Origin of the sequence: Salmonella sp. SSDFZ54 (assembly GCF_004010735.1) — a bacterium.
GTDB classification, from domain to species: domain Bacteria; phylum Pseudomonadota; class Gammaproteobacteria; order Enterobacterales; family Enterobacteriaceae; genus Salmonella; species Salmonella enterica.
Window position 1 is genome coordinate 3018997 of the sequence record NZ_CP034819.1, and the last position, 24595, is coordinate 3043591.

The following is a 24595-nucleotide window of genomic DNA, read 5'->3' on the forward strand; positions in this document are numbered from 1 at the left end:
CGATAAAGAATTGCGTACAGAGCATAAAAGAATTTGCCTGGCGGCCGTAGCGCGGTGGTCCCACCTGACCCCATGCCGAACTCAGAAGTGAAACGCCGTAGCGCCGATGGTAGTGTGGGGTCTCCCCATGCGAGAGTAGGGAACTGCCAGGCATCAAATTAAGCAGTAAACTGATGTAAAAATCAGTGGTTGTAAAAGAATTCGGTGGAGCGGTAGTTCAGTTGGTTAGAATACCTGCCTGTCACGCAGGGGGTCGCGGGTTCGAGTCCCGTCCGTTCCGCCACTTATTAAGAGCCCTGAGCATTAGCTCAGGGCTTTTTCTTTGCCTGTCATTTAATTATTGCTCAATTCGCAAAAATCCTCTGCATTTCTCGCTCTTTTTCTGCAAAGCGCTGAAGGTCATAATCCCCTCAGTTAACGAACATAGTGATTAAAAAGAGGAATTCTATGACTATCCCTGCATTCGGTTTAGGTACTTTTCGCCTGAAAGACGACGTGGTTATCGCTTCTGTGAAAACGGCGCTTGAACTGGGCTACCGTGCTGTCGACACTGCGCAAATCTATGATAATGAAGCGGCTGTTGGACAGGCGATTGCTGAGAGCGGCGTACCGCGTAATGAGCTGTACATCACCACCAAGATCTGGATTGAAAACCTTAGCAAAGACAAGCTAATCCCAAGCCTGAAAGAGAGCCTGAAAAAACTGCGTACCGATTATGTCGATCTGACGCTGATCCACTGGCCATCTCCGGGTGATGCTGTGTCTGTCGAAGAATTTATGCAGGCATTGCTGGAAGCTAAAAAACAAGGGCTGACTCGCGAAATTGGCATTTCAAACTTCACCATTCCGTTGATGAAAAAGGCTATTGCCGCGGTGGGCGCAGACCATATCGCCACCAACCAGATTGAGCTATCTCCGTATCTGCAGAATCGTAAGGTGGTTGACTGGGCGAAAGCGCACGGTATCCACATCACCTCTTATATGACGCTGGCATACGGTAAGGCGCTGAAAGATGAAGTGATTGCGCGCATTGCGGCTAAACATAATGCGACCCCGGCGCAGGTTATTCTGGCATGGGCAATGGGTGAAGGTTACTCCGTGATCCCTTCATCCACCAGGCGTGAAAATCTGGCAAGCAACCTGCTGGCGCAGGATCTGCATCTGGATGCCGAAGATAAAAATGCGATCGCGGCACTGGACTGCAACGATCGTCTGGTTAGCCCGGAAGGACTGGCTCCTGCCTGGGATTAATTACCCGATCCTTTGTACCTTTACCCCTCTTTCACAGCTCCTGCGGGAGCTGTTCTTATATATTCGCTCAAAAAGTCGATAAATGCCCGAATGCGTGTGCTGACGGCGCGATCGCTGTAGTAAACGGCGCTGAAAGGCATTTCTACCGGCAGACGTTTATCGGCCAGCAGTTCCACCAGTTCTCCCCGCGCGATCTCTTTATCAATCATATAATCTGAAAGACATGCAATGCCGTTACCGTTCAGGCAAAGTTGTTTTAACGTTTCCCCGCTATTGGAAGAAATCCCACATTTGATCTCATGGAGCTGCCCGTCGCTACAGGCAATCGGCCAGGTATTGAGCGAAACAGGTTCTGAGAACCCCAGGCACAGATGCCGTTTCAACTCTTCAACGGCCTCTGGCTTGCCAAAACGGGCAATATAATCCGGTGAAGCGATAATCTTACGATAACTGGTAAATAACGGACGCGCGCGCAGACTTGAATCTGTCAACGTGCCTGCGCGTATCGCAACATCCACTTTTCGTTCAATAAGATTGATGAACGTTTCTGAGGAGACAAGAGACAACGTTATTTCCGGATACCGTTCACGAAAAGGTTTAATCAGCGGCATCAGGAAATGCAGCATTACCGGCGTTGCCGCATCGATACGCAGTAAGCCGCGCGGGGTATTACGCGACTCCATGATTTCCGTTTCTGCGGCGGCCATTTCTTGCAGTATCTGCTGCACGCGCCTGAAGTATCGCTCTCCTTCTTCAGTCAGGCTCAGCTGTCGGGTCGTACGATTAAGCAGACTGACGCCGAGCTTCATCTCCAGCTTTTTAACTGCCCGGCTGACAGCGGAATTGGCCTGTCCAAGCTGCTCTGCCGCCCGGCTGAAGCTGCCGCTTTCCACGACAGCGACAAAAATTGCGAGTTCTTCGGAGGTGGCTTTCATTTTTGCTCCTGAAGCAAAATTAAATTGATATTTTGGCTATTTTTGTCATTAAAACATCCAGGCATACTGCGTGTCATCTGATTACTGCTGTTATGGAGTTATGTATGCCTCTCGCTTTATTTGCACTGACAATAAGTGCTTTCGCTATCGGTACGACTGAGTTTGTGATTGTCGGCCTGGTGCCGACCATTGCTCAACAACTGGCTATCTCGTTACCTTCCGCCGGAATGCTGGTTTCAATCTATGCGCTGGGTGTGGCTATTGGCGCGCCGGTGCTAACCGCGCTGACCGGACGCCTGCCGCGTAAACAGTTACTGGTCGCGCTGATGGTCTTGTTTACGGCGGGGAATTTGCTGGCATGGCAGGCACCGGGCTATATGACATTAATCGTCGCCCGTCTGCTAACGGGCCTGGCGCACGGCGTGTTCTTCTCGATTGGATCTACCATCGCGACAAGTCTGGTGCCAAAAGAGAAAGCGGCTTCTGCTATCGCTATTATGTTTGGTGGTTTAACGGTAGCGCTGGTCACGGGCGTGCCGCTGGGGACATTTATCGGTCAGCATTTTGGCTGGCGTGAGACCTTCCTTGCGGTATCACTGTTAGGGGTGATTGCGCTGATGAGCAGTCAATTGCTGATCCCGGCCAATATTCCCGGTCGGGCGGCCGCCAGCATTCGTGACCAGGTGAAAGTGCTGACCCATCCTCGTCTGTTGCTGATTTACGCCGTTACGGCGCTGGGCTATGGCGGGGTATTCACGGCATTCACCTTCCTGGCGCCAATGATGCAGGATCTGGCGGGATTCTCCCCGACAGCAGTAAGCTGGATCTTACTGGGGTATGGCGTATCAGTGGCTATCGGCAATATCTGGGGCGGTAAACTGGCGGATAAGCATGGCGCCGTGCCGGCGTTGAAATTTATTTTCGCCGCGCTGTTTGTTCTGCTGATGGTCTTCCAGGTGACGGCCTCCACGCAGTATGCCGCGCTGGCTACCATTCTGTTGATGGGGGTCTTTGCCTTCGGTAACGTACCGGGGTTACAGGTCTATGTGGTACAGAAAGCGGAACAATTCACGCCTAATGCAGTAGATGTGGCGTCAGGTCTGAACATTGCGGCGTTTAACATTGGTATTGCGCTGGGCTCCGTGATTGGCGGGCAAACGGTGGAGCATTACGGTTTGGCGCAGACGCCGTGGATTGGCGCCCTCATTGTTCTGGTGGCTTTCCTGCTGATGGGCGTCAGCGGACGTCTTGATAAACCTGTACGCATTGCTCTGGAGTAAATTATTGATGTAAGCGCCTACTTACAAAACAAACTGCAATTGTTCGTTGAAAGTGAGTGCTAAAATCCCTATAACAGAAGAACCAGTCCGGTTGAGGACTGGTTGACGTTACAGAGGTTTGAAAGTCAAAAGTGCGAAAAAATACCTATGCGATGCGCTATGTTGCCGGACAGCCCGCCGAGCGGATTTTGCCGCCAGGGTCGTTTGCGAGCATCGGCCAGGCATTGCCCGCCGGGGAACCGCTAAGCAGTGAAGAGCGGATCCGTATCCTCGTGTGGAATATATTCAAGCAGCAGCGAGCCGAATGGTTATCGGTGCTGAAGAACTACGGCAAAGATGCGCATCTGGTCCTGTTGCAGGAGGCACAGACGACGCCTGAACTGGTACAGTTTGCCACCGCTAACTATCTTGCCGCCGACCAGGTTCCCGCTTTTGTATTACCTCAGCATCCGTCTGGCGTCATGACGCTTTCTGCCGCCCATCCTGTTTACTGCTGCCCTTTACGGGAAAGAGAACCAATTTTACGTTTGGCGAAATCAGCCCTGGTGACGGTATATCCGTTGCCGGATACCCGTTTATTAATGGTAGTAAATGTTCATGCGGTAAATTTTAGTCTGGGCGTGGACGTATACAGTAAGCAGTTACTTCCGATCGGCGACCAGATTGCGCACCATAGCGGCCCTGTCATTATGGCGGGTGATTTTAATGCCTGGAGCCGCCCACGTATGAATGCGTTGTACCGCTTTGCACGTGAGATGTCGCTGCGCCAGGTGCGTTTCACTGACGATCAGCGCCGTCGTGCGTTTGGACGACCGCTGGATTTTGTTTTTTATCGTGGGTTAAACGTGAATGAAGCCTCCGTACTGGTGACGCGCGCTTCCGATCACAATCCGCTACTCGTTGAATTCAGTCCCGGCAAACCTGAGCAATAAAGGTGAGTCAGGTCTGCCGTGGGGCAGGCCTCTGCGGGTACTGCCCTATATTTTTCTCATAACAGAAGGGCACTACCATGACAACGCATTCCCACCATGACAATGTTGAAAAGCAGTTTGGTTCACAGGCGAACGCCTATTTACATAGCGCCGTTCACGCAGCGGGTCGTGACTTAGCGCGGCTGGCGCAAAGGCTGTCTGATTTTTCCCACGCGAACGTACTGGATATGGGATGTGGGGCTGGACACGCGAGTTTTGTCGCTGCGCAACATGCCAACTCGGTCGTGGCATACGATTTATCCGCCAGCATGCTTGAGGTTGTCGCTGGAGCGGCGGAAGAAAGACATTTAAGTAATATTACTCTCCGCCAAGGCTATGCCGAAAAACTGCCCTTTGAAGATGCATCGTTTGAGGTGGTGATTAGCCGCTATTCCGCGCATCACTGGCACGACGTTGGTCAGGCATTGCGTGAGGTTTATCGTGTATTAAAACCCGGCGGCGTGCTGATTATCATGGATGTCATGTCGCCTGGACATCCTGTACGCGATATCTGGCTGCAAACGGTGGAGGCGTTACGCGACACGTCGCATGTCCGTAACTATTCCAGTGGCGAATGGCTGACGATGGTCAATAACGCGATGCTGGTAACGAATACCGTGATAACCGATCGTTTATCGCTGGAGTTTCGCTCATGGGTAACGCGGATGCGTACGCCAGCGCCGTTGGTTGAGGCGATTCGATTATATCAGGCGAGCGCCCCGGTAGAGGTGAAGCGTTATTTTGAGTTGCAGGATGACGGCTCGTTTAGCAGCGATACTATCATGCTGGAAGCGCATAAAGCGGTATAGCAATTTAAAAGGCGCCGGGGGAAGCGGCGCCTTTTGGCTTTTTCGTCGGACAATATCAGGAGTCTGGCGTGCTATTGTCCTTCACAAACAACGTAAGCTGATCGCCCGGTTGTAGATTATCCGTATCATGGTTCCAGCGCATTACATCTTTGATGTTCACCCCGTGACGTCTGGCGATACTGGAAAGCGAATCGCCTTTACGGACACGATAGGTAATGCTATCGCTATTGTTTGCCAGTCGTTGCGCGCTGCTGCCAGCGCCTACGGTCAGGCTTTGCCCGATTTTCAGGCGCGAACCACGCAGGTTGTTCCACTGCTGCAAGTCCTTCGTGCTTACGCCAAGCCGCGAAGCAATACCGGAAAGTGTATCGCCAGAGCGCACCTTATAGCTACGGCTATTCAACGGCGTATTGTCGGCGATCAGTTGGGACTGAACGGCGTCAATCTCACCGGAAGCCAGCGACTCACGCAACTGCTCGGCATGCTTTTTGGGCACCATAACATATTGCGGACCGCTTACGCCTAAGGTAGACCCTTTTACACCGGCATTAAACGTCTTCAGCTTGCTGATAGACATGCCCGCCATATCCGCAACCTGGGCCATTTCAACTGGACTGTTTAAACGAACTCGTGCCAGCGCTCGGCTTTCATCTGTTGTTGGCAGACGTACGCCGTAGCGTTTGCTGTTTTTGAGAATTTCACTCAATGCCAGCATCTTAGGTACGTAGAGTTTCGTTTCTCTGGGCAAAGAAAGCGACCAGAAATCCGTCGGTTTTCCACGCGCTTTGTTTGCTTTAATTGCCCGCATAACACGGCCTTCGCCGCTGTTATACGCTGCAACGGTTAACAGCCAGTCGCCGTCAAACATTTTGTTCAGACGCTGCATCATGTCTAACGCGGCGGTCGTAGAGGCTACAACGTCGCGACGCGCGTCATAATTACGGGTCTGCTTTAAACCATAATTGCGCCCTGTGCTCGGTATGATCTGCCAGATGCCTGCGGCATTGGCGCCAGACGTTGCGTGAGGATCAAAAGCGCTCTCCACTATGGGTAGTAGTACCAGCTCCATAGGCATGTTACGTTTCTTAACCTGCCCCGCTATCCAGTACATATACGGCTCTGCCCGTAAAGTTACATCGTGGAGATAGCTCTTATTGCGTAAATACTTCTGTTTCTGTTCGCGAATCCGGCTGTTTTCCGGAATTCCCATCTTTAGCTCGTCGCCAATGAAAGCCCACAAGTCCTGATCTGGCGCGATAGACGTTCCGTCGTCCATCCATCGTGCCTGACTCGTAAACTTTCCTGCTTCCCCTTGACCAGCTGCAGAAAGGCTCTGTGCGTGCTGTTGGACGTTGCCAGTGTTCTGAGACGTCTGGCACCCCACAAGCAGGACAGAGGCGAGTAATATCGCTTTTGCCTTCATGTGTGTGTCAATAGTTGCTTAAAAGACGACCGATCATAACGGCGAAGTTAGCGAATGACAAGTAAGAATTATCAGAACGTGTCTTTCTTTGACCTTAACCATGCAAAACGCGCTTCTGGTTGTTGCAATATTGTTTCTTTGTTGATTTCGTTAATTAAATCAATATCTTCAGTTCTTAAAAAAAGATTAATCTTACGCTCATTTTTAAGAATAACGGGTAATGTCATTTGTTTTTTTACACGTAACTCTTTAACTTTACGATAATATTCATTTATGAACGAATCGTGCGGAAGTATGCTCAATGCGAACTTAATGTTAGCTAAAGTGTATTCGTGAGCGCAGCAAATGAGCGTGTCGTCAGGCAGAGAATTAATTTTCATAAGTGACTGATACATCTGTGATGGCGTGCCTTCAAACAGTCGACCACAGCCGCCAGAGAACAGCGTGTCGCCGCAGAATAAGTAAGGACGGCTAAAGTAACAGACGTGCCCTAACGTGTGACCCGGCGTGGCAAAAAGAGTAAATTTCTCGCCTAAAACGCGAATAGTATCGCCATCGCCAACAAGATGGGTTGCTCCCTTGTCTTGCGTTTCCGCCGGTCCATAAACCGTCATTTGCGGGAAGTGTTGCAACAGCTCTTTGACTCCGCCAACATGGTCGTGATGGTGATGCGTCAGAAAAATCGCCTCCGGCATCCACTTATGTTCAGCAATGGCCTTTAAGACGGGGGCCGCTTCGCCGGGATCAACAATCACACAGCGGCCTTCATCATTGGTCAGCACCCAGATGTAATTGTCCTGAAACGCGGGAATACTGTTAAGATTCATATATTACCTCTCAAATAATTAGCGGAAGGTTGCGATGAAACCGGCAAGGCTCTCTCAAACTGTCGTTGCGCCCGGATGTTGGGGTGAGTTGCCCTGGGGCAATTACTACCGTGAGGCGCTGGAACAGCAGCTCAATCCGTGGTTTGCAAAAATGTATGGTTTCCATTTGCTTAAAATCGGTAATTTAAGCGCAGAAATCAATTCCGAAGCGTGCGCGGTCTCTCATCAGGTGAATGTTTCATCGCAGGGGTCGCCGATGCAAGTTCTGGCCGATCCGCTACACCTTCCTTTTGCAGATAAATCCGTCGATGTTTGTCTGCTGGCGCATACTTTGCCGTGGTGTACCGATCCGCACCGTTTATTGCGGGAAGCCGACCGCGTATTGATTGATGACGGTTGGCTGGTCATCAGTGGATTTAACCCGCTGAGTTTGATGGGGTTACGTAAACTGGTACCCGTTTTACGTAAAACACCGCCCTATAATAGTCGGATGTTTACCCTTATGCGGCAACTGGACTGGCTGTCTTTACTCAATTTTGAAGTGCTACATTATAGCCGTTTTCATGTCTTACCCTGGAAAAAGCAGGGAGGGCGGCTTTTAAATACGCATATCCCGGCGCTGGGCTGTTTACAGCTTATTGTGGCCCGTAAGCGGACCATTCCGCTTACGCTTAATCCGCTGCGACATAATAAAAGTAAAACCCCTATCCGCCAGACCGTTGGCGCCACCCGGCAATATCGCAAACCGGATGGCTAAGCTTCCGCCTGGTAGCCACTATCTTCCTGCGTGGGATTCATTGCCGCGGCGCGCGCCAGTTCATCACAACGCTCGTTTTCGGGATGGCCTGCATGGCCTTTGACCCATACCCATTTGATCTGATGCTGACCTAACGCAGCATCGAGACGTTTCCACAGATCGACATTTTTTACGGGTTTCTTTTCCGCTGTTTTCCAGCCGCGTTTCTTCCAGTTATGAATCCATTGGGTAATTCCTTGCCGCACATATTGGCTGTCGGTGCTCAATGTCACTTCGCAATGTTCTTTTAACGCTTCAAGCGCGACGATCGCCGCCATCAGTTCCATACGGTTATTGGTGGTCAGCGTGTAACCTTCACTAAACGTTTTTTCATGACCGCGATAGCGTAAGATAGCGCCATAACCACCAGGCCCTGGATTCCCCAGGCAAGAGCCATCGGTGAAAATTTCTACCTGTTTAAGCATCTCTGGTAGACTTCCTGTAATTGAAATCGATAACAAAACGCAAGTCTGACATAAATGACCGATATGAGCACTGCAATTACACGACAGATTGTCCTCGATACCGAAACCACCGGTATGAACCAGATAGGCGCGCACTATGAAGGTCACAAGATTATTGAGATCGGTGCGGTTGAGGTGATAAACCGTCGTCTGACCGGTAATAACTTCCACGTTTACCTGAAGCCGGATCGGCTGGTCGATCCGGAAGCGTTTGGCGTACACGGTATTGCCGATGAGTTTCTGCTGGATAAGCCGGTTTTTGCTGATGTGGTCGATGAGTTTCTTGATTATATCCGCGGTGCGGAGCTGGTCATCCATAACGCATCGTTCGATATCGGCTTTATGGATTATGAGTTTGGTCTGCTTAAACGCGATATTCCTAAAACCAATACTTTCTGCAAAGTTACCGACAGCCTGGCGTTGGCGCGGAAAATGTTCCCCGGCAAGCGTAACAGCCTTGATGCGCTGTGTTCGCGTTATGAGATAGATAATAGCAAACGTACTTTGCACGGCGCATTGCTCGATGCCCAGATCCTTGCCGAAGTGTATCTGGCGATGACGGGCGGACAAACGTCCATGACGTTTGCGATGGAAGGAGAGACGCAACGGCAGCAAGGTGAGGCGACCATTCAGCGAATCGTTCGCCAGGCCAGCCGGTTACGGGTCGTTTTTGCCTCTGAGGAAGAGCTGGCTGCGCATGAATCGCGGCTTGATCTGGTGCAGAAAAAGGGCGGAAGTTGCCTTTGGCGGGCATAATTTATTCCTTTTTAGGCTATAAAAATCATCCTTCGGGCGATTTTTGCAGCAACTGATTCAAAAGGTGAGAAAAAGCGTTGACGGGCGACACCGCAAACCGTAATATTCGCCTCGTTCCCAGCGGGAACATCACGGAGCGGTAGTTCAGTTGGTTAGAATACCTGCCTGTCACGCAGGGGGTCGCGGGTTCGAGTCCCGTCCGTTCCGCCAGATACAAATCTCAGGGTGTTTTTATACATCCTGTGAAGTAAAAAAAACCGTATCACTGTAAAAGGGATACGGTTTTTTTTCGTCTTCAGCAGTGCCACCGCCTATCGTGGAATCTAATGCAAATGGACCTACGCCTGGATGACGAACAGGATATTACCGCCACTTCTTTCACTGTCATGGCTATTTTGATCCCACTGGCATTTAAGGCGCGGCCTCATGGCGGTGCTTAACCGGGATCGGGACATGTTCAGCGCAGAAGCAGACTGCGTAATGTTGATGTCACTCAGATAATCACGGAGAACCGCCAGACATGCGCATCATCACTCCAGGGCATCCCACTTCTCCAGCAACTCCACCGGGATCTCATTGATCACCTCCGAGAACCGTTTTCCCACCAGTCTTTCAGCCTGGCGTAACAGTGGGATGGTCGGGCTGCTGGGTTCACTGCTCTCAAACCAGCGACGAATGCACCGCAGGCGCTCCAGCGCATCATTACGATCGCGAATTGGCCCCGGTTCAGCATTGTGTGGGAGGGATATACCGGGTGGCGCGTTGACAGGCGGCACATCCTCTGCCCGTGCCGGAACGGCATTATCCATAACCGTGCCTGCGGGGTCTGGCACTGGCGCTGGCGACGGAGGGATTTCCGGTGTGGTTGTCTGTACCACGTCAGGCAGCAGCGCTAACAACTGCCGCAGGCGTGAAAAATCTGGAGACAGATCGCCTAATGTCTCACGCGCCCACACTTGCAGGCGTTCTGCGCTTTCCTGCGCTTCGCGAAACGCTGCCAGCGGTAATGCCCCACGGGCTTCGAGGTCGGCCAGTTGCTGGCGGACGGATTCGGGGGCCAGCGCATCAGCCGGGCGAGGGGCGGATAACGCTCGCTCCACATCCCGTACCTGCAGGCGCAGGGCGGCACTGTTTGACAGCGTGATACCGCGAATGTCTGCCATCACGCCTTCGTGATCCAGCAGCGCCGCCAGGGCATTACTGCGCGCCAGCGCCGCATCTTCAATAGATTCTGCGGATGCGCCTTCGCCGGTAAGCAGCTGTGGATGGAGTGCATCAGACCAGATTACGCTCAGTTCTGCCAGTTGTGTGAGCATTTCCGCCAGTCCCTGTGCGCCAGCCTGCTGGATGCGACTGCGCAGCAGCAGGATCAACACCCGGATATCCTTACTGCGCGTGAGCAGACGGCGCGCATCACGCTCAATTTCCGGCCAGTTCACGGCTTCCGGCGTACTGACAAAATCACCATATTGCGCCTCCGCCTGGGGGGCGGCGCGACTGAACAGCAGCAGGTATTCCGGGTCGTACTCCGGATCGGGGCCGCAGGGTTGTTCCGCGCTTACCGGTTTAGTCAGGGACATATCCATATCATTACTCTCAGTGGGTTAAGCCGTGTTCAGGTTCAAAAATCATGCCGGTCACCGGACGGTCATGCATGGCTTTACCTGCCCAGGCCGTCCAGCCAAGCCGCTGCGCGCCGCCGATCACCGCAGGCGGTGCGGCATGAGGCTTCAACTGCAGCTCAATTTCCCAGCAATATTCAAAACCGATGAACGTACGCACCAGTTCTGTCAGCACGGGCAGATTGTTGCCGCCGGGCAGAAAACGCAGGTAATCCTCCAGCGTGAGCGGGCCGATAATTAGCCGGAATTTGTACTGCATATCCGGTACGGCCTGGCCGATAAGCGCCCCGTTGCCCAGCACCGAAGACTGCGCGGGCGTGCCCAGACGGGTGATTTCATCGTTCGCCACCGTTATCCAGTGCAGGGCGAACTCTTTCACCGCAAAAGGTACGCTGAAATAGTGTGCCAGCGTGGCGGCCAGTCCGTCAGGATTGCGCGATTCGCGTACCAGATGGGCGGAGGCAGCCAGGCGAACATGATCTGACAGCGGGCTTTCGGCGCTTTCCCGTAGATCCTGCCCGCTGATACTGGCGATATAAAACGCAAAACGGTCGTGTTCCGGTTTGTCCAGCCCGCCACCAGCGGACTGGGCGCTGCGCCATGCCTGCCAGAACTGCGTCAGCCAGCGGTGGTGAAAAATATTGGAAAAATGAACCAGCGTCGGATCGTGACGGCTCTCTGAGCGGTTTAGCGCCAGCTCGGTATAGTGCAGCGGCAACGGGCCGTTTGGCCCCCATAGTCCGAGGCTGTACAGGCTCAGGTGCAGGCGTCCATCCTGCCAGCTGACCTGGGCGATTTCCCGTGGCGCAAAGGTCATCGTCGGCGTCTGTCCCAGACGGAATTTTTCCATCCGTGGCTGCCAGATACTGCCTGCCGGAGTATCACAGAGCTGGGCATCCACGCGCCGCATCAGGTTCAGGAATCCGTAACGCCAGGGGGTTTTCTGCGCCTGGTCGAGAGCGCCGGTCATACGCTCCCCCGTTGCCCGGTTCTGACCGGCCAGGTCATGACATGCCCGCGTTGCATCGAGTGCAGCGTCATCTGCGAGAAGGTATTAATGGAAACATGGCGGGCAATATAGTGTTCCAGCACCAGACCGAACAGGTAAGGACTGATACCGGAAAATCCTTCTTCGTCCACGGTCAGTTCGCAACTGACGCCCCGGCCATAGACCAACAGGCCGGAGCCGGGTAGGCGGCGGGTCACCGGGGTGGTTTTGCAGCCAATCAGGCTGCGCACCTGGCGCGACTGCGGGCTGTCGTGAGCCGGGATAAACAGGTTCAGCAGATCGCGCAGCGCCTGGCCGCCGGTGCGGTGATCCAGATCGGCCAGCGGCAGATAATTAAACGACAACTGCCGGATCAGCCGCCAGGCCATTTCGCGTTCAGCCAGCGGCGGCTGCGGCGGGCGCGGCGGTCTGATAAGACCCACGCCCGCCACCGGAATCGCCGCATCTACGGTCAGATCATCCCGGCCATTACGTGGAATAAGGCAGGGCAGATCGCGGTTAGTCACCATTGCCGTGACGGTGATATGGCGCAGATTTTCCGGGTAGGGCGCTTCATGCTGATCAACCAGCGACAGGAAGACTTCTGAGCCGGTATAAGGGGTTCGGGTGCCATAGCGGCGGGCGTTTTCTGACGAGCGGCGCGGCTCACGACGCAGTGAAAAATAACGCCCGTGGTTGCCTTCGTCATTATTACGGGTGTGATACAGCGGACGAAAAATCATCTTCCGTGTGGTTTCCGCTTCCAGGCCTTCGACTTCCTGAACAGAAAACACCTCGTAATCCAGCGGACGGGTACGATCCACCACCAGATGCTGTTCCGTCACGCTGTGAGTAACTTCAATCCGGGTGGTGGTGCGGGGAAACAGGTTGATCACCGGCGTACAGAACAGGCTGAACTGTGCAGCGTCCGTCTGATGAATCAGCCAGTCCGGCGGCAGGCGGTTAAGCAGTATGACAATTTCCGCCACATTGCCCTGCACCTTTTGTAACCCGGCAGACAATCCGGTCGGGGTGAAGAAGTAAAACCGTTCCGGACAGGCGAAAAATTCATGCAGCAGATTATGGCCGTGAAACACGTTCCAGGCGAGCGGCAGCAGCCCCTGCCCTGGCTCCAGCCCTTCGTGCGCCACCGGGTGTTGAAGATTCACATTCAGTTCGCCGTCAAAGTGACCGGGTTCACCGGCCAGTGTGGCGACGGCGCTGGTATGCAGCAGCTCAAACAGGTGTGACGCAATGCGTTCTTCGCCGCAGAGGTAAAAGGGCAGCCGTGCCGGACCGGCCAGCTCGCTGAAAGTCAGTTCCCCGAAGGTTCGCAGGGTGATGCGCAATGCCCCGGCGACATGAATATTAGGCGGCAGATAGCGGTGCAGGGCGGGCATATCCGGCGGCGCGGCGGTCAGGCGTACCTCCTCGATGGACAGCGGCCACAGAGTGACGTCCTGGCTGCTGCGAAACTGGCAGGCGGTATTTTCACCTTCCGGGATAGGGGAAACGAACGCGGTATCGCGCGGCACGGTGACCCCTTTCGCCAGGTCGCCTTCCTGCGTATCGGGATACAGCTTTACCACTGCCATCGATGGCGTGGGGGTGACGTAATTGGGGCTGACGACTTCCAGTAACCGCTGTGTGAAGCGGGGAAACTCGGCGTCAATTTTTAGCTGAGTGCGGGCGCTCAGAAAGCTGAACGCCTCGATCATGCGTTCCACATACGGGTCGGCAATATCGGTTCCCTGCATCCCCAGCCGGGCGGCAATTTTGGGATGGAGGGTGGCGAACTCAGCACCGGTCTCCCGCAGGTAGCTCAGTTCGCGGTTGTAATACTCCAGTAGCCGTGGATCCATGAATAATGCCCTGTATTAAAAGAACGTAATGCGGCTCAGCTCCATATCCAGCGCGCTGCGTACCAGAAACTCCGTGGGATACGGCTGCGTCAGAATTTGTCCGCGAATTTCAAACTGTAGCGTGTTATAGCTACCCTGCCGGGTTTTATCGAGCAAGGGCGTGACCCTGAGTGTGGCGGCGTTCAGCCGGGGTTCGAAACGGATAATGGCGCGCCGGATCGCCTCGCTGATATCGTCCCACTTATGCTCATACATAAAGCTGCCCGCCAGCGGCGGCAGGCCATAGTTGAGCACTGACGCCGCCGCCTGCGGATAGCGCCGGGCGTCGATGTCACCCTCGTGGCTAATGGTATTGAGCAAAAAGGAGAGATCCCGACGAATGATCTCCTTCAGTTGTACCGGCGTGACGCTGATATCCCGGTCAATTTTCTGATACGGAGCATTGTCACACAGCCGATCAAATAGGGTGGGCAGCAGGTGGTTAGCGGGTGTAAAACGAGACGTGCTCATGCGCCATCGTTTTCCTGAGCATGAAAGGTACAATGGGCCATGTCCAGCAGGCTGATATCGCCGTGGCTGGTCAGCCACACTTTCTGCCCCAGCGCCCGCACGGTGGTTTCGCCGGGGCCATCCTGCCAGGCGGTTTCCCGGCACAGACGCAGGGCGTCAGATGCACTTTCCGAACCGCTGTAACGGGTAAAGAGCCAGGCGCCGTGCGTATCGCCATTCACCAGGGTGATATTAACGGGTTTCCACAGCAGATCGGTCAGGCGCGCCGGTTGCGGCGATTCCAGCGAGCGTATTTGCGAAAACGGCAGCCAGATATACACGCCGCCGGTGACCAGCTCAAGTACCGGGCCAAGGCGGGAATCGCTGTCGCTCGCCCAGTCAAATGCGCCGCCGTTCCACTGCCCGCCCGTGTCTGTTATGGCTTCCAGTGCGGTATTACGGTGTTTATCAACCTCACCGGTATTGTCATGACAGGCGAGTGCCGCCAGCAGTGACTCCACCCAAACGGGCTGCGGCAGAAGAAAACCGGGTCGTTGTTCACCCTGAAAAACGGTGTGGCGGAACATTTCGCAGCGAACCAGCTCCCGGTACAGCCGGGCCTCCTGGGTATAATTGGCCTCCATCCTGGCGCATAGCTGAAGCTGGTGTAGCGCCCGCGACCAGTCTCCGGCCACACACAGCAACTGAAACAGGCTGTGGCGGCAGAGCGCTTTCGCCGGATTTTCCCGAACCTGCTGCTCCGCCATCTGAATCCCCTCCGCAATAGAGTATTCCTGTATCAGCGCGGACAGGGTAGCAGGAAGCGTGTCAGTTTTTTTCATGGGCGGTATTTCCATTTTTCTGTGTCGGAGTGATTCGGTAGTGGCTGTCGATGCCAATAATACGATGCTCGCGGCGGGTCAGATCGGGCAGTATCTCGCTATGTGCGGTTTTCCCCGCCTGTTCCGGCGAGAGCAGTTGCAGGATATCGGGCATTGATTCCATCGCCAGCCAGTGCATTTCACCCTCACCGGTCGTGTCCAGCGTATCCAGAATGGCATCAATACCGGGCGCGCCTGCCACCATATCCTGTAACGTGTCGGTGTCGCCCTTTTTATCGTATAACGACGTCAAATCCTGGGTGACAGCGTCTTCATTTCGGGGAAACGGTTTAGGACGGAGGGGCTTTTCCTGCCCGGAGGGCCGCAATGCCTGCTGATATTCCTGGTAAAGCTGGTGTAGCGTGCTATCCGCCTCATGGCCGGTGTAAGAGGATGCGGTTTCCCGGACGGGAATAATATCGAACGGGTTCTGCGGATTGAGCTGTTGTTGTTTAAACCAGTCCAGATCCAGGTACTCAGCAACGGATTCAGATGACTGAACCAACTGAGGAAACGAAACATCGGGACGGGACTCATCATTGGTGCGGGCAAGGCACCAGGATGACAGACCCCATTCAATCGTATCTCCATCATTCAGCCGCATACGGTGATGAGGTTCCATCACCTGCTCATTGACGGCACAGCACAGTTCATCAGAGTGATTAACAATCCACCACGCCTCTTCGTGGCGAACAAGACTGAGCGCGATATCGTCTTTCCCATGTTGCTCAAAAAGCGGAATGTAGGGGGCGGCGGCAGTAAATACGATGTATGTCCCTGCGGGATACTGTGCGTTATCCGTTATACCCTGCGACTGTATTTTCCGTAATTCCCACATGTCTTGTTTCATTATGTCCCTTAAATGTATTTATTTTTCTGGAGGAAACGTTTAGGGAGTTTTAATTCATAAATAATTTTAACTAAATTCATAGGGAGTCATTATTGATGACACCCTTTTTATTATTTTCGTCGTGAATGCATTGTTGTATGCATAGATGTCTTTTTTGAAATATTATTTCTTTTAATTCTGCAATTGCGATTTTTATCTTGCTGTTCATTGATTATTTAATATTAACGGCTTAGTTGCTAATTAGTCCCTGATCTGTATCATTGTTTTGTTTCGATATTTTTTCGAGGCTATCAATAAAGAATTGTTTATATATTTATATGCATTGATGCATTATTTTTATGAATTTTTATGTCACAAGGCATAACACATGGAAACTCCTGTTTCACGCAGTGCGTTGTATGGAAAACTGGCCGGCCCACTATTCCGGTCGCTGGAATCGGCAACGGCATTTTGCAAACTACGCTCTAATCCCTGGGTTGAGCTGACTCACTGGCTGCACCAGTTAACACAGCAGCCCGATAACGATATTCTCCACGTTCTTCGGCATTACCAGATCCCTCTTTCTGATGTGGAGAAAGCGTTACTCCGGCAACTGGATATGCTGCCCGCCGGGGCCAGCGCCATTAGTGATTTTTCTCACCATATCGATCTCAGCGTTGAAAAGGCCTGGATGCTGGCGAGCGTCCGTTACGGCGATAACAAAATTCGCAGCGGCTGGTTGCTGCTGGCCTTGTTGACCACGCCAGAACTGCGTCGGGTACTGAGCAGTATCTGCGCGCCGCTGGCCACGCTTCCGGTTGATGAACTGACGGAAATACTGCCCTCGTTGATCGAAACATCGCCGGAAGCGCAGGAGCGCCCTTATGACGGCTCCGGCCTGGCATCAGCCATTCCCGGTGAAAGCAGTCAGGCGATTCCCAACAGCGGGCAGGACGGTAAATCCGCGCTGGCAAAATACTGTCAGGACATGACGGCACAGGCGCGCGACGGCAAAATCGACCCGGTGACGGGGCGTGAGCATGAAATCCGCACCATGACGGATATTCTGCTGCGCCGTCGCCAGAATAATCCACTACTGACTGGTGAGGCGGGCGTCGGAAAGACGGCGGTCGTCGAAGGTTTTGCCCTCGCGATTGCGCAGGGGGAAGTGCCGCCCGCGCTGCGGGAAGTACGGCTGCTGGCGCTGGACGTTGGCGCTCTGTTGGCCGGAGCCAGCATGAAAGGCGAGTTTGAATCGCGTCTGAAAGGGTTACTGGAAGAGGCCGGGCGCTCGCCGCAGCCGGTTATTCTGTTTGTCGATGAAGTTCACACTCTGGTGGGCGCGGGCGGCGCATCCGGCACGGGCGATGCCGCTAACCTGCTGAAACCGGCGCTGGCGCGCGGCACCCTGCGGACTATCGGCGCCACCACCTGGAGCGAATACAAGCGGCATATTGAGAAAGATCCGGCGCTGACCCGTCGTTTTCAGGTGTTGCAGATTGCCGAACCGGAAGAGATCCCCGCAATGGAAATGGTGCGTGGTCTGGTGGATACGCTGGAAAAACACCACAACGTACTGATTCTGGATGAGGCGGTACGTGCGGCGGTACAGCTTTCTCACCGCTACATTCCCGCCCGGCAGTTGCCGGATAAGGCTATCAGCCTGCTGGATACCGCCGCGGCCCGCGTGGCGCTGACGCTGCACACGCCGCCTGCCAGCGTACAGTTCCTGCGCCAGCAGCTAAAAGCGGCGGAAATGGAACGGTCGCTGTTGCAGAAGCAGGAAAAAATGGGGATTCAGTCAGATGAGCGGCGCGATGCGCTGACGGCGCGAATTTTCTCGCTCAACAATGAACTGACTGCATCCGAATCTCGCTGGCAGCGGGAGCTGGAACTGGTACATACGTTGCAGGAACTGCGTGTCGCAGAGTCTGATGCTGATGACAAAACCACGCTGCAACAGGCCGAAACGGCGCTAAGGGAGTGGCAGGGCGACGCGCCGGTGGTGTTCCCGGAAGTCAGCGCGGCGGTTGTCGCGGCGATTGTCGCCGACTGGACCGGTATTCCTGCCGGGCGCATGGTGAAAGATGAGGCCAGCCAGGTGCTGGAACTGCCTGCCCGACTGGCGCAACGCGTTACCGGGCAAGACGGCGCGCTGGCGCAGATTGGTGAACGTATTCAGACCGCCAGGGCGGGACTGGGCGATCCACGCAAACCGGTGGGAGTGTTTATGCTGGCCGGGCCGTCCGGTGTCGGTAAAACCGAAACCGCGCTGGCGCTGGCGGAGGCTATCTACGGCGGTGAGCAGAACCTGATTACCATCAATATGAGCGAGTTCCAGGAGGCTCACACCGTTTCCACGCTGAAAGGCGCGCCCCCCGGCTATGTGGGCTATGGCGAGGGTGGTGTGCTGACGGAAGCAGTGCGTCGCCACCCCTGGAGCGTAGTGCTGCTCGACGAGATCGAAAAAGCGCACCATGACGTCCATGAACTCTTCTATCAGGTGTTTGACAAGGGCGGGATGGAGGACGGTGAGGGAACACATGTCGATTTCAAAAACACCACGCTATTACTCACCACCAACGTGGGTTCCGACCTCATCAGCCAGATGTGTGAAGATCCGGCCTTAATGCCCGATGCTACGGGGCTTAAAGAGGCGCTAATGCCGGAATTACGCAAGCATTTCCCGGCGGCATTTCTGGGCCGCGTGACGGTGATCCCTTACCTGCCACTGGACGAAACGTCGCGTGGCGTGATTGCCCGTCTGCACCTTGACCGGCTGGTGGCGCGGATGGGTGAGCAGCACGGCGTGACGCTGACGTATAGCGAGGAACTGGTCGCACATATTGTGGCGTGCTGTCCAATGCATGAAACGGGCGCGCGGTTGCTGATTGGCTACATCGAACAGCACATCCTGCCACAACTGTCGCGCTACTGGTTGCAGGCCATGACGGAAAAAGCCGCTATCAGGCAAATTGATATCGGCGTTAATGGTGATGAGCAGATTGTTTTTGAGATCGTTTGCTGAAACCGGCCGTTCGAAGTGTCCGTAGTGCGATTTTAAAAACTGTACCGGTATACCGCTCCCCTTGCGGCAACCAGTTGACTAAAAAGGAAATGAAGGATTATGGCTATCAACAATAGCGCGCAGAAATTCATCGCGCGCAACCGCGCGCCGCGCGTGCAGATTGAATATGACGTAGAGATTTACGGCTCTGAGAAAAAAATCGAGCTGCCGTTCGTGATGGCGGTGCTGGCCGATCTGGCTGGGAAACCGCGTGAAGAACTGCCGCCGGTGACGGATCGCAAATTCCTCGATATTGATATTGATAACTTCAATGAGCGCATGAAAGCCATTGCGCCGCGCGTGGCGTTCGCCGTGCCGAATACGCTGACGGGTGAAGGTCAGTTGATGGTCGATATCACGCTGGAAAATATGGACGACTTTTCGCCGGCACAGATTGCCCGCAAGGTGGACGCCCTGAACCAGTTACTGGAAGCCCGCACTCAACTGGCGAACCTCCAGACCTACATGGATGGCAAGGCCGGGGCGGAAAATCTGGTCAATAAACTGTTGCAGGACCCGACTCTGCTGAAAACGCTGGCGAATGCGCCGAAACCGGCCGCTACCCAGCAAGGTGTGTCAGCGGATAATGAATCAGCGGAATAATGTCGAATTTTTAAGGAATTTTCATGGCAAACAGTAATATGCAGGCAACCGACGCGGTTGCTCAGGATACCGTCTCCGCATCCGGTGAATTTGATGCGTTGCTGAATCAGGCCTTCCGACCCAAGACTACCCAGGCGGCAAAAGCCGTGGAAGCCGCGGTGCAGACGCTGGCGCAACAGGCGCTGGCGAACACGATCACCGTCAGCGATGACGCCTATAAAAGCATCAGCGCTATTATTGCGCAGATCGACTTTAAACTGACCGAACAGATCAAACTGATCCTGCAACATCCCGACTGGCAGAAGCTGGAATCCTCGTGGCGCGGTATGGAGCATCTGGTTTACAACACCGAGACCGACGAAAAGCTGAAAATTCGCTTCATGAATCTGTCAAAAGATGAATTGCGGCGCAACATGAAGCGTTACAAGGGCATCGCCTGGGATCAAAGCCCGATGTTCAAGAAACTGTATGAAGCCGAATACGGCCAGTTAGGCGGCGAACCTTATGGCTGTATCATTGCGGATTACTACTTCGACCATACACCGCCCGATGTGGATCTGCTTGGCTCTATCGCCAAAGTCGCCGCGTCGGCCCATGCGCCGTTTATTGCCGGGGCTTCCCCCTCGGTACTGCAAATGGACTCCTGGCAGGAGCTGGCGAATCCCCGCGACCTGACCAAAATCGTCACCCAGAACCTGGAATATGCGCCGTGGAACTCGCTGCGGGCTAGCGAAGACTCCCGTTATATTGGCCTGACGATGCCGCGTTTTCTTGCCCGCCTGCCGTATGGCGCAAAAACCAACCCGGTGGACGAGTTTGATTTTGAAGAAGATGCGGATGGTTCTGACCATACCAAATACGTCTGGAGCAACGCGGCCTACGCGATGGGCGTAAACATCAACCGTTCCTTCAAACACTACGGCTGGTGTACGTTGATTCGCGGTGTGGAATCAGGCGGTGCGGTGGAAAATCTTCCCTGCCATACCTTCCCGACTGACGATGGCGGCGTGGACATGAAATGCCCGACCGAAATCGCCATCTCTGACCGCCGCGAGGCTGAACTGGCGAAAAACGGTTTTATCCCGTTGATCCACCGTAAAAACTCAGACTATGCCGCCTTTATCGGCGCACAATCGCTGCAAAAACCACAGGAATACTACGATCCGGACGCGACGGCCAACGCCAACCTGTCCGCCCGTCTGCCGTACCTGTTCGCCTGCTCGCGCTTCGCTCACTTCCTCAAATGTATCGTCCGCGACAAAATCGGTTCCTTTAAAGAGCGTGAGGATATGCAGCGCTGGCTAAATGAATGGATTATGAATTATGTCGACGCCGATCCGGTGAACTCCTCGCAAGAAACCAAAGCCCGTCGTCCGCTGGCTGCCGCAGAGGTAGTGGTGGAAGAGGTGGAAGGCAATCCAGGTTATTACGACGCGAAATTCTTCCTGCGTCCGCATTTCCAGCTTGAAGGGCTGACGGGATCGCTGCGCCTGGTGACAAAACTGCCGTCAGTGAAGCAGGGCAATGCCTGATATATATTTTATGAATGTTTAAGCGAGTGAAGACAGAGAAGATAGAGAATATAAAGAGGGATATGAAGAAAAGAATTTCGTCCCGCTCACTTTCTCGTAAAGGTGGGGTACGTAATGATGACACATATCCGAATGCCAGTAACAATGCCGAAGCTTTTTATATCATTGAGTAGGAAATACATATTATGACCATAAGCCCAACTTTTCATCTGTTACCTGGTATTGTTCTGCTCTTTTCACAATATGCTGTAGCCTGGGAAGTCAGTTGTCCGGCTGTTATTGATACTCAGTCTTCTGCTGTGAGCCTGAAGTCTGATGTCCCAGCGCCGTGGCAGCTTTCTCCCCGATATATGTCGCGTTTATGGTTAAGTAGTATTGGGGTAACGCAGGGTAAACCTGAAAACCTGATGGATCTCAAACCAGAGACTAAAAAAGTAAACGGTGAAAATTGGTCTGTATGGGAAACAGAACGTGTTAGCGATAAAGAAACCGATCGCTATTGGGTTTCGTGTATTTATGGTCATGAACAGATATGGTTGACGCAACCAATACCTGCTTCTTCTACTCGCTGTAAGACTCATAATTTTGAGGGATCGCCAGAAGACCAGTCTATATCTTTTATCTGTAATTAGCGATTTGAGACGTGAAAATTTCAGTACAGGTTATGGTTTTTATTATCGGAAGTTATGAAGCATTATTCATATGCATTAAATAATGCAAATTCATAAAATAACTAAATACATTATCGGTACCGGAAAAATATACAGTCTTCTGTTCTCCTGAAGTTATTGGAGAAGGATTCTGTACGGCAATGATTTATCTATAAACAAAAAGATATAGATAAAATCAGGTTTATTTTAAGTAAAACTTAATAAGGATATAAAAATGGCTTATGACATTTTTTTAAAAATTGACGGCATTGATGGCGAGTCAATGGATGACAAACACAAAAATGAAATTGAAGTACTGAGCTGGCGCTGGAATATTCATCAGGAATCCACCATGCACGCCGGTAGCGGCCTCGGCTCCGGTAAGGTCTCCGTCACCAACCTGGATTTTGATCACTATATCGATCGCGCCAGCCCGAACCTGTTCAAATACTGCGCCTCCGGCAAGCACATTCCGCAGGCCATTCTGGTTATGCGTAAGGCTGGCGGCAATCCGCTGGAGTACCTCAAGTATACCTTCACCGACCTGATTGTCGCCGTGGTTTCCCCGAGCGGCAGCCACGATGGTGAAATCGCCTCCCGTGAAACGGTGGAGCTCTCCTTCAGCACCGTGAAGCAGGAATACGTGGTGCAGAACCAGCAGGGCGGCAGCGGCGGCACCATCACCGCAGGCTACGACTTCAAGGCCAACAAAGAAATTTAACGGCTGTTTTTCCGGCCAGATGTTATGTCTGGCTGGTTTTATTGTTTTGATTTTAAAGGAATTTACAGTGAATAAATGGCGTAACCCCACTGGGTGGTTATGTGCGGTAGCTATGCCTTTTGCACTGCTCCTGCTTTCCGGATGCGGCAGTAGCGATTCGCTACCTGACCCCTAATCGCAGCGGCCTGGCCTGAGCGTGAAAGCGTTTTACAAGGTGAATTCTGACAATCAGAAGAAAGCGGCGTCCATGAAGATACGTGTTGAGAATTAATGACCTACACAGAATTTTTAGAGGTTAAGCAAAATGAACAGACCTTCATTCAATGAAGCGTGGTTAGCTTTTAGGAAGGTGAATCATTCCGTCGCTGATGTGGGTAGCATTATTGGTGGAAACGTTGGGAAAAATATAACTGGTGGTTATTTTCAAAATGCCTGCCCTATTCGAATGAGCTATGTTTTGAATGCGACAGGGTTCCCAATAGCCCGTAACTCTCCGTATGCAAAGGTTAGTGGTGCCGATAATAAATTCTATATTTATCGCGTGAATGATATGATTGATTATCTTACTCATACTATGGGCAAGCCTGATCTTATTGTTAATAATCCGAAACAGAGTGACTTTATCGGGAAGAAAGGAATTATCGTAGTAAAAGGGCATGGCTGGAGCAATGCCAGAGGACACGTTACATTATGGAATGGCAGTATCTGTTCAGATCAGTGCCACTTATTAAATGACCCAGATAATGGACCATTTGTTCCTGAAGTTGGGACTCTGTGGATACTGCCGTGAAATGGTTAATATTAGTTACTTTCAGCATAAGTGGAATGCTGGTATGGCAGCCATCCTTTGCACAAGAAGCATTGACCACACAATATTCACAGTCGGAACTCTTAAAAAATTGGGCGCTGAGTCATTGTCTGGCATTAGTATACAAAGATGATGTCGTTAAAAACGATGCCAGAGCTACGGCCAGTGCTTACCTTGAATATGGTAAACAATCTGTGGAGATTTACCATGAAATTGATGAGATTGCGAAAAAATATTCAGGGTTGAAATATAACGGTTCGATATCATCAGATTTTAATACCATGAAGTGCATAGATTTTATCCATGACAGGGAATTAAATGAATTAATTAAAAGGCGTGTCGAGAAGTAAAATTCAAAGATATTAAAAGCATACGTTCTCTTGCTCTGATGAATTTATGGGTAAGAAAGAGCTGTACAGGAATAGTTAATCTGTTCACCTAATAAAGCAGATAAATCAGGGCTTAATTTAGGTAGTTAAAAGGATAGTAGATATGTCTTATGACATTTTTCTGAAAATTGACGGCATTGACGGCGAGTCAATGGATGACAAACACAAAAATGAAATTGAAGTACTGAGCTGGCGCTGGAATATTCATCAGGAATCCACCATGCACGCCGGTAGCGGTCTCGGTTCCGGTAAGGTCTCCGTCACTAATCTTTCATTTGAACATTACATCGATCGCGCCAGCCCGAACCTGTTCAAATACTGCTCTTCCGGTAAGCACATTCCGCAGGCCATTCTGGTTATGCGTAAGGCTGGCGGCAATCCGCTGGAGTACCTCAAGTACACTTTCACAGATCTGATTATTGCAATGGTATCGCCCAGCGGAAGCCAGGGAGGGGAAATTGCGTCTCGCGAATCAATTGAACTCTCCTTCAGCACCGTGAAGCAGGAATACGTGGTGCAGAACCAGCAGGGTGGCAGCGGCGGCACCATCACCGCAGGCTACGACTTCAAGGCCAACAAAGAAATTTAACGGCTGTTTTTCCGGCCAGATTTATATCTGGCCGGATTTATTATTTTGATTTT

General features: G+C 52.6%; 25 protein-coding genes, 2 tRNA genes, 1 rRNA gene and 1 pseudogene. 19 read left to right on the forward strand and 10 right to left on the reverse strand.

Features of this window, described 5'->3' with window-relative positions; all coding sequences use genetic code 11:
* Positions 1-36 precede the first annotated feature (36 nt).
* The 3 genes from rrf (at position 37) to dkgB (ending at position 1251) form a co-directional block, all read left to right on the forward strand.
* Positions 37-152: ribosomal RNA gene (gene rrf / locus EOS97_RS14895) — 5S ribosomal RNA — on the forward strand.
* Between the two features lie 54 nt (positions 153-206).
* Positions 207-283, forward strand: a tRNA-Asp gene (locus EOS97_RS14900).
* A 164-nt stretch (positions 284-447) separates the two neighbouring features.
* A complete protein-coding gene (gene dkgB / locus EOS97_RS14905; RefSeq protein ID WP_000154878.1) occupies positions 448-1251 on the forward strand; it encodes a 2,5-didehydrogluconate reductase DkgB in 804 nt (267 codons plus the stop codon).
* Positions 1252-1271: 20 nt separating this feature from the next.
* On the opposite strand, the gene yafC is transcribed toward dkgB, so the two are convergent.
* Positions 1272-2186 carry a DNA-binding transcriptional regulator YafC gene (gene yafC / locus EOS97_RS14910; RefSeq protein WP_000648522.1) on the reverse strand — a complete coding sequence of 305 codons (915 nt, stop codon included), beginning with the start codon at positions 2184-2186 and terminating at the stop codon, positions 1272-1274.
* Between the two features lie 104 nt (positions 2187-2290).
* Between yafC and EOS97_RS14915 the strand changes: the two genes are divergently transcribed.
* The 3 genes from EOS97_RS14915 (at position 2291) to EOS97_RS14925 (ending at position 5246) form a co-directional block, all read left to right on the forward strand.
* Entirely contained in the window at positions 2291-3466 is a 1176-nt protein-coding gene (locus EOS97_RS14915; protein WP_023165878.1) for an MFS transporter, read from the forward strand.
* 131 nt (positions 3467-3597) lie between these two features.
* Positions 3598-4398: an endonuclease/exonuclease/phosphatase family protein gene (locus EOS97_RS14920; protein WP_001230970.1), complete on the forward strand. Its 801-nt coding sequence runs from the start codon at positions 3598-3600 to the stop codon at positions 4396-4398.
* A gap of 77 nt (positions 4399-4475) precedes the next feature.
* Positions 4476-5246 (forward strand): class I SAM-dependent methyltransferase, encoded by a 771-nt coding sequence (locus EOS97_RS14925; protein WP_000207222.1) that lies wholly within the window; start codon positions 4476-4478, stop codon positions 5244-5246.
* A 55-nt stretch (positions 5247-5301) separates the two neighbouring features.
* On the opposite strand, the gene mltD is transcribed toward EOS97_RS14925, so the two are convergent.
* Together mltD and gloB are read right to left on the reverse strand one after the other, a co-directional pair.
* Entirely contained in the window at positions 5302-6669 is a 1368-nt protein-coding gene (gene mltD / locus EOS97_RS14930; protein WP_000644706.1) for a murein transglycosylase D, read from the reverse strand.
* A 71-nt stretch (positions 6670-6740) separates the two neighbouring features.
* A complete protein-coding gene (gene gloB / locus EOS97_RS14935; RefSeq protein ID WP_001052775.1) occupies positions 6741-7496 on the reverse strand; it encodes a hydroxyacylglutathione hydrolase in 756 nt (251 codons plus the stop codon).
* Between the two features lie 34 nt (positions 7497-7530).
* Here gloB and EOS97_RS14940 point away from each other — a divergent pair, with 34 nt between their 5' ends.
* A complete protein-coding gene (locus tag EOS97_RS14940) occupies positions 7531-8253 on the forward strand; it encodes a class I SAM-dependent methyltransferase (protein WP_000801238.1) in 723 nt (240 codons plus the stop codon).
* Here EOS97_RS14940 and rnhA read toward each other — a convergent pair.
* Complete coding sequence (rnhA, locus tag EOS97_RS14945) at positions 8250-8717, reverse strand: ribonuclease HI (RefSeq protein ID WP_000917872.1); 468 nt, start codon at positions 8715-8717, stop codon at positions 8250-8252. The genes EOS97_RS14940 and rnhA overlap by 4 nt on opposite strands.
* 63 nt (positions 8718-8780) lie before the next feature.
* On the opposite strand from rnhA, the gene dnaQ reads away from it, so the two are divergent.
* Positions 8781-9512: a DNA polymerase III subunit epsilon gene (gene dnaQ / locus EOS97_RS14950; protein ID WP_001670675.1), complete on the forward strand. Its 732-nt coding sequence runs from the start codon at positions 8781-8783 to the stop codon at positions 9510-9512.
* Positions 9513-9645: 133 nt separating this feature from the next.
* Positions 9646-9722: transfer RNA gene (locus EOS97_RS14955), tRNA-Asp, on the forward strand.
* Positions 9723-10042: 320 nt separating this feature from the next.
* Here EOS97_RS14955 and EOS97_RS14965 read toward each other — a convergent pair.
* The 6 genes from EOS97_RS14965 to tagK are packed head-to-tail and all read right to left on the reverse strand — an operon-like array spanning position 10043 to position 16204.
* Complete coding sequence (locus EOS97_RS14965; RefSeq protein ID WP_000367621.1) at positions 10043-11098, reverse strand: ImpA family type VI secretion system protein; 1056 nt, start codon at positions 11096-11098, stop codon at positions 10043-10045.
* 10 nt (positions 11099-11108) lie between these two features.
* Positions 11109-12104 (reverse strand): type VI secretion system baseplate subunit TssG, encoded by a 996-nt coding sequence (gene tssG / locus EOS97_RS14970; RefSeq protein ID WP_000145236.1) that lies wholly within the window; start codon positions 12102-12104, stop codon positions 11109-11111.
* Positions 12101-13984: a type VI secretion system baseplate subunit TssF gene (tssF, locus tag EOS97_RS14975; RefSeq protein WP_000371508.1), complete on the reverse strand. Its 1884-nt coding sequence runs from the start codon at positions 13982-13984 to the stop codon at positions 12101-12103. Before tssF ends, tssG begins: the two co-directional genes overlap by 4 nt.
* A 15-nt stretch (positions 13985-13999) precedes the next feature.
* Entirely contained in the window at positions 14000-14494 is a 495-nt protein-coding gene (tssE, locus tag EOS97_RS14980) for a type VI secretion system baseplate subunit TssE (RefSeq protein WP_000108007.1), read from the reverse strand.
* A complete protein-coding gene (locus EOS97_RS14985; RefSeq protein ID WP_000750537.1) occupies positions 14491-15315 on the reverse strand; it encodes a type VI secretion system accessory protein TagJ in 825 nt (274 codons plus the stop codon). Before EOS97_RS14985 ends, tssE begins: the two co-directional genes overlap by 4 nt.
* The gene (gene tagK / locus EOS97_RS14990; RefSeq protein WP_001524811.1) at positions 15302-16204 is read right to left on the reverse strand and encodes a type VI secretion system-associated protein TagK; all 903 of its coding nucleotides are present in this window, start codon (positions 16202-16204) and stop codon (positions 15302-15304) included. Before tagK ends, EOS97_RS14985 begins: the two co-directional genes overlap by 14 nt.
* A 367-nt stretch (positions 16205-16571) precedes the next feature.
* Between tagK and tssH the strand changes: the two genes are divergently transcribed.
* The 10 genes and pseudogenes from tssH to EOS97_RS15035 all read left to right on the forward strand — a co-directional run bounded on the left by tssH (position 16572) and on the right by EOS97_RS15035 (position 24542).
* A complete protein-coding gene (gene tssH, locus EOS97_RS14995; RefSeq protein WP_000449790.1) occupies positions 16572-19211 on the forward strand; it encodes a type VI secretion system ATPase TssH in 2640 nt (879 codons plus the stop codon).
* 99 nt (positions 19212-19310) lie between these two features.
* A complete protein-coding gene (gene tssB, locus EOS97_RS15000) occupies positions 19311-19853 on the forward strand; it encodes a type VI secretion system contractile sheath small subunit (protein ID WP_000996815.1) in 543 nt (180 codons plus the stop codon).
* Between the two features lie 23 nt (positions 19854-19876).
* Positions 19877-21385 (forward strand): type VI secretion system contractile sheath large subunit, encoded by a 1509-nt coding sequence (gene tssC, locus EOS97_RS15005; protein WP_000013884.1) that lies wholly within the window; start codon positions 19877-19879, stop codon positions 21383-21385.
* Positions 21386-21447: 62 nt separating this feature from the next.
* Positions 21448-21558 carry a BPSL0067 family protein gene (locus EOS97_RS15010; RefSeq protein WP_077905252.1) on the forward strand — a complete coding sequence of 37 codons (111 nt, stop codon included), beginning with the start codon at positions 21448-21450 and terminating at the stop codon, positions 21556-21558.
* 12 nt (positions 21559-21570) lie between these two features.
* The gene (locus tag EOS97_RS15015) at positions 21571-22017 is read left to right on the forward strand and encodes an STY0301 family protein (RefSeq protein ID WP_001804665.1); all 447 of its coding nucleotides are present in this window, start codon (positions 21571-21573) and stop codon (positions 22015-22017) included.
* Positions 22018-22270: 253 nt separating this feature from the next.
* Positions 22271-22756, forward strand: a complete 486-nt coding sequence (locus tag EOS97_RS15020; protein WP_000312802.1) for an Hcp family type VI secretion system effector — start codon at positions 22271-22273, stop codon at positions 22754-22756.
* Positions 22757-22823: 67 nt separating this feature from the next.
* Positions 22824-23018: pseudogene (locus EOS97_RS27225) on the forward strand (type VI secretion system lipoprotein TssJ); the annotation flags it as partial.
* Between the two features lie 42 nt (positions 23019-23060).
* Positions 23061-23546, forward strand: coding sequence for a type VI secretion system amidase effector protein Tae4 (locus EOS97_RS15025; protein WP_001081550.1), 486 nt, complete (start codon positions 23061-23063; stop codon positions 23544-23546).
* Entirely contained in the window at positions 23531-23914 is a 384-nt protein-coding gene (locus tag EOS97_RS15030; RefSeq protein ID WP_000379146.1) for a type VI secretion system amidase immunity protein Tai4, read from the forward strand. Before EOS97_RS15025 ends, EOS97_RS15030 begins: the two co-directional genes overlap by 16 nt.
* A 142-nt stretch (positions 23915-24056) precedes the next feature.
* Positions 24057-24542: an Hcp family type VI secretion system effector gene (locus tag EOS97_RS15035; protein ID WP_000119443.1), complete on the forward strand. Its 486-nt coding sequence runs from the start codon at positions 24057-24059 to the stop codon at positions 24540-24542.
* Positions 24543-24595: the final 53 nt, after the last annotated feature.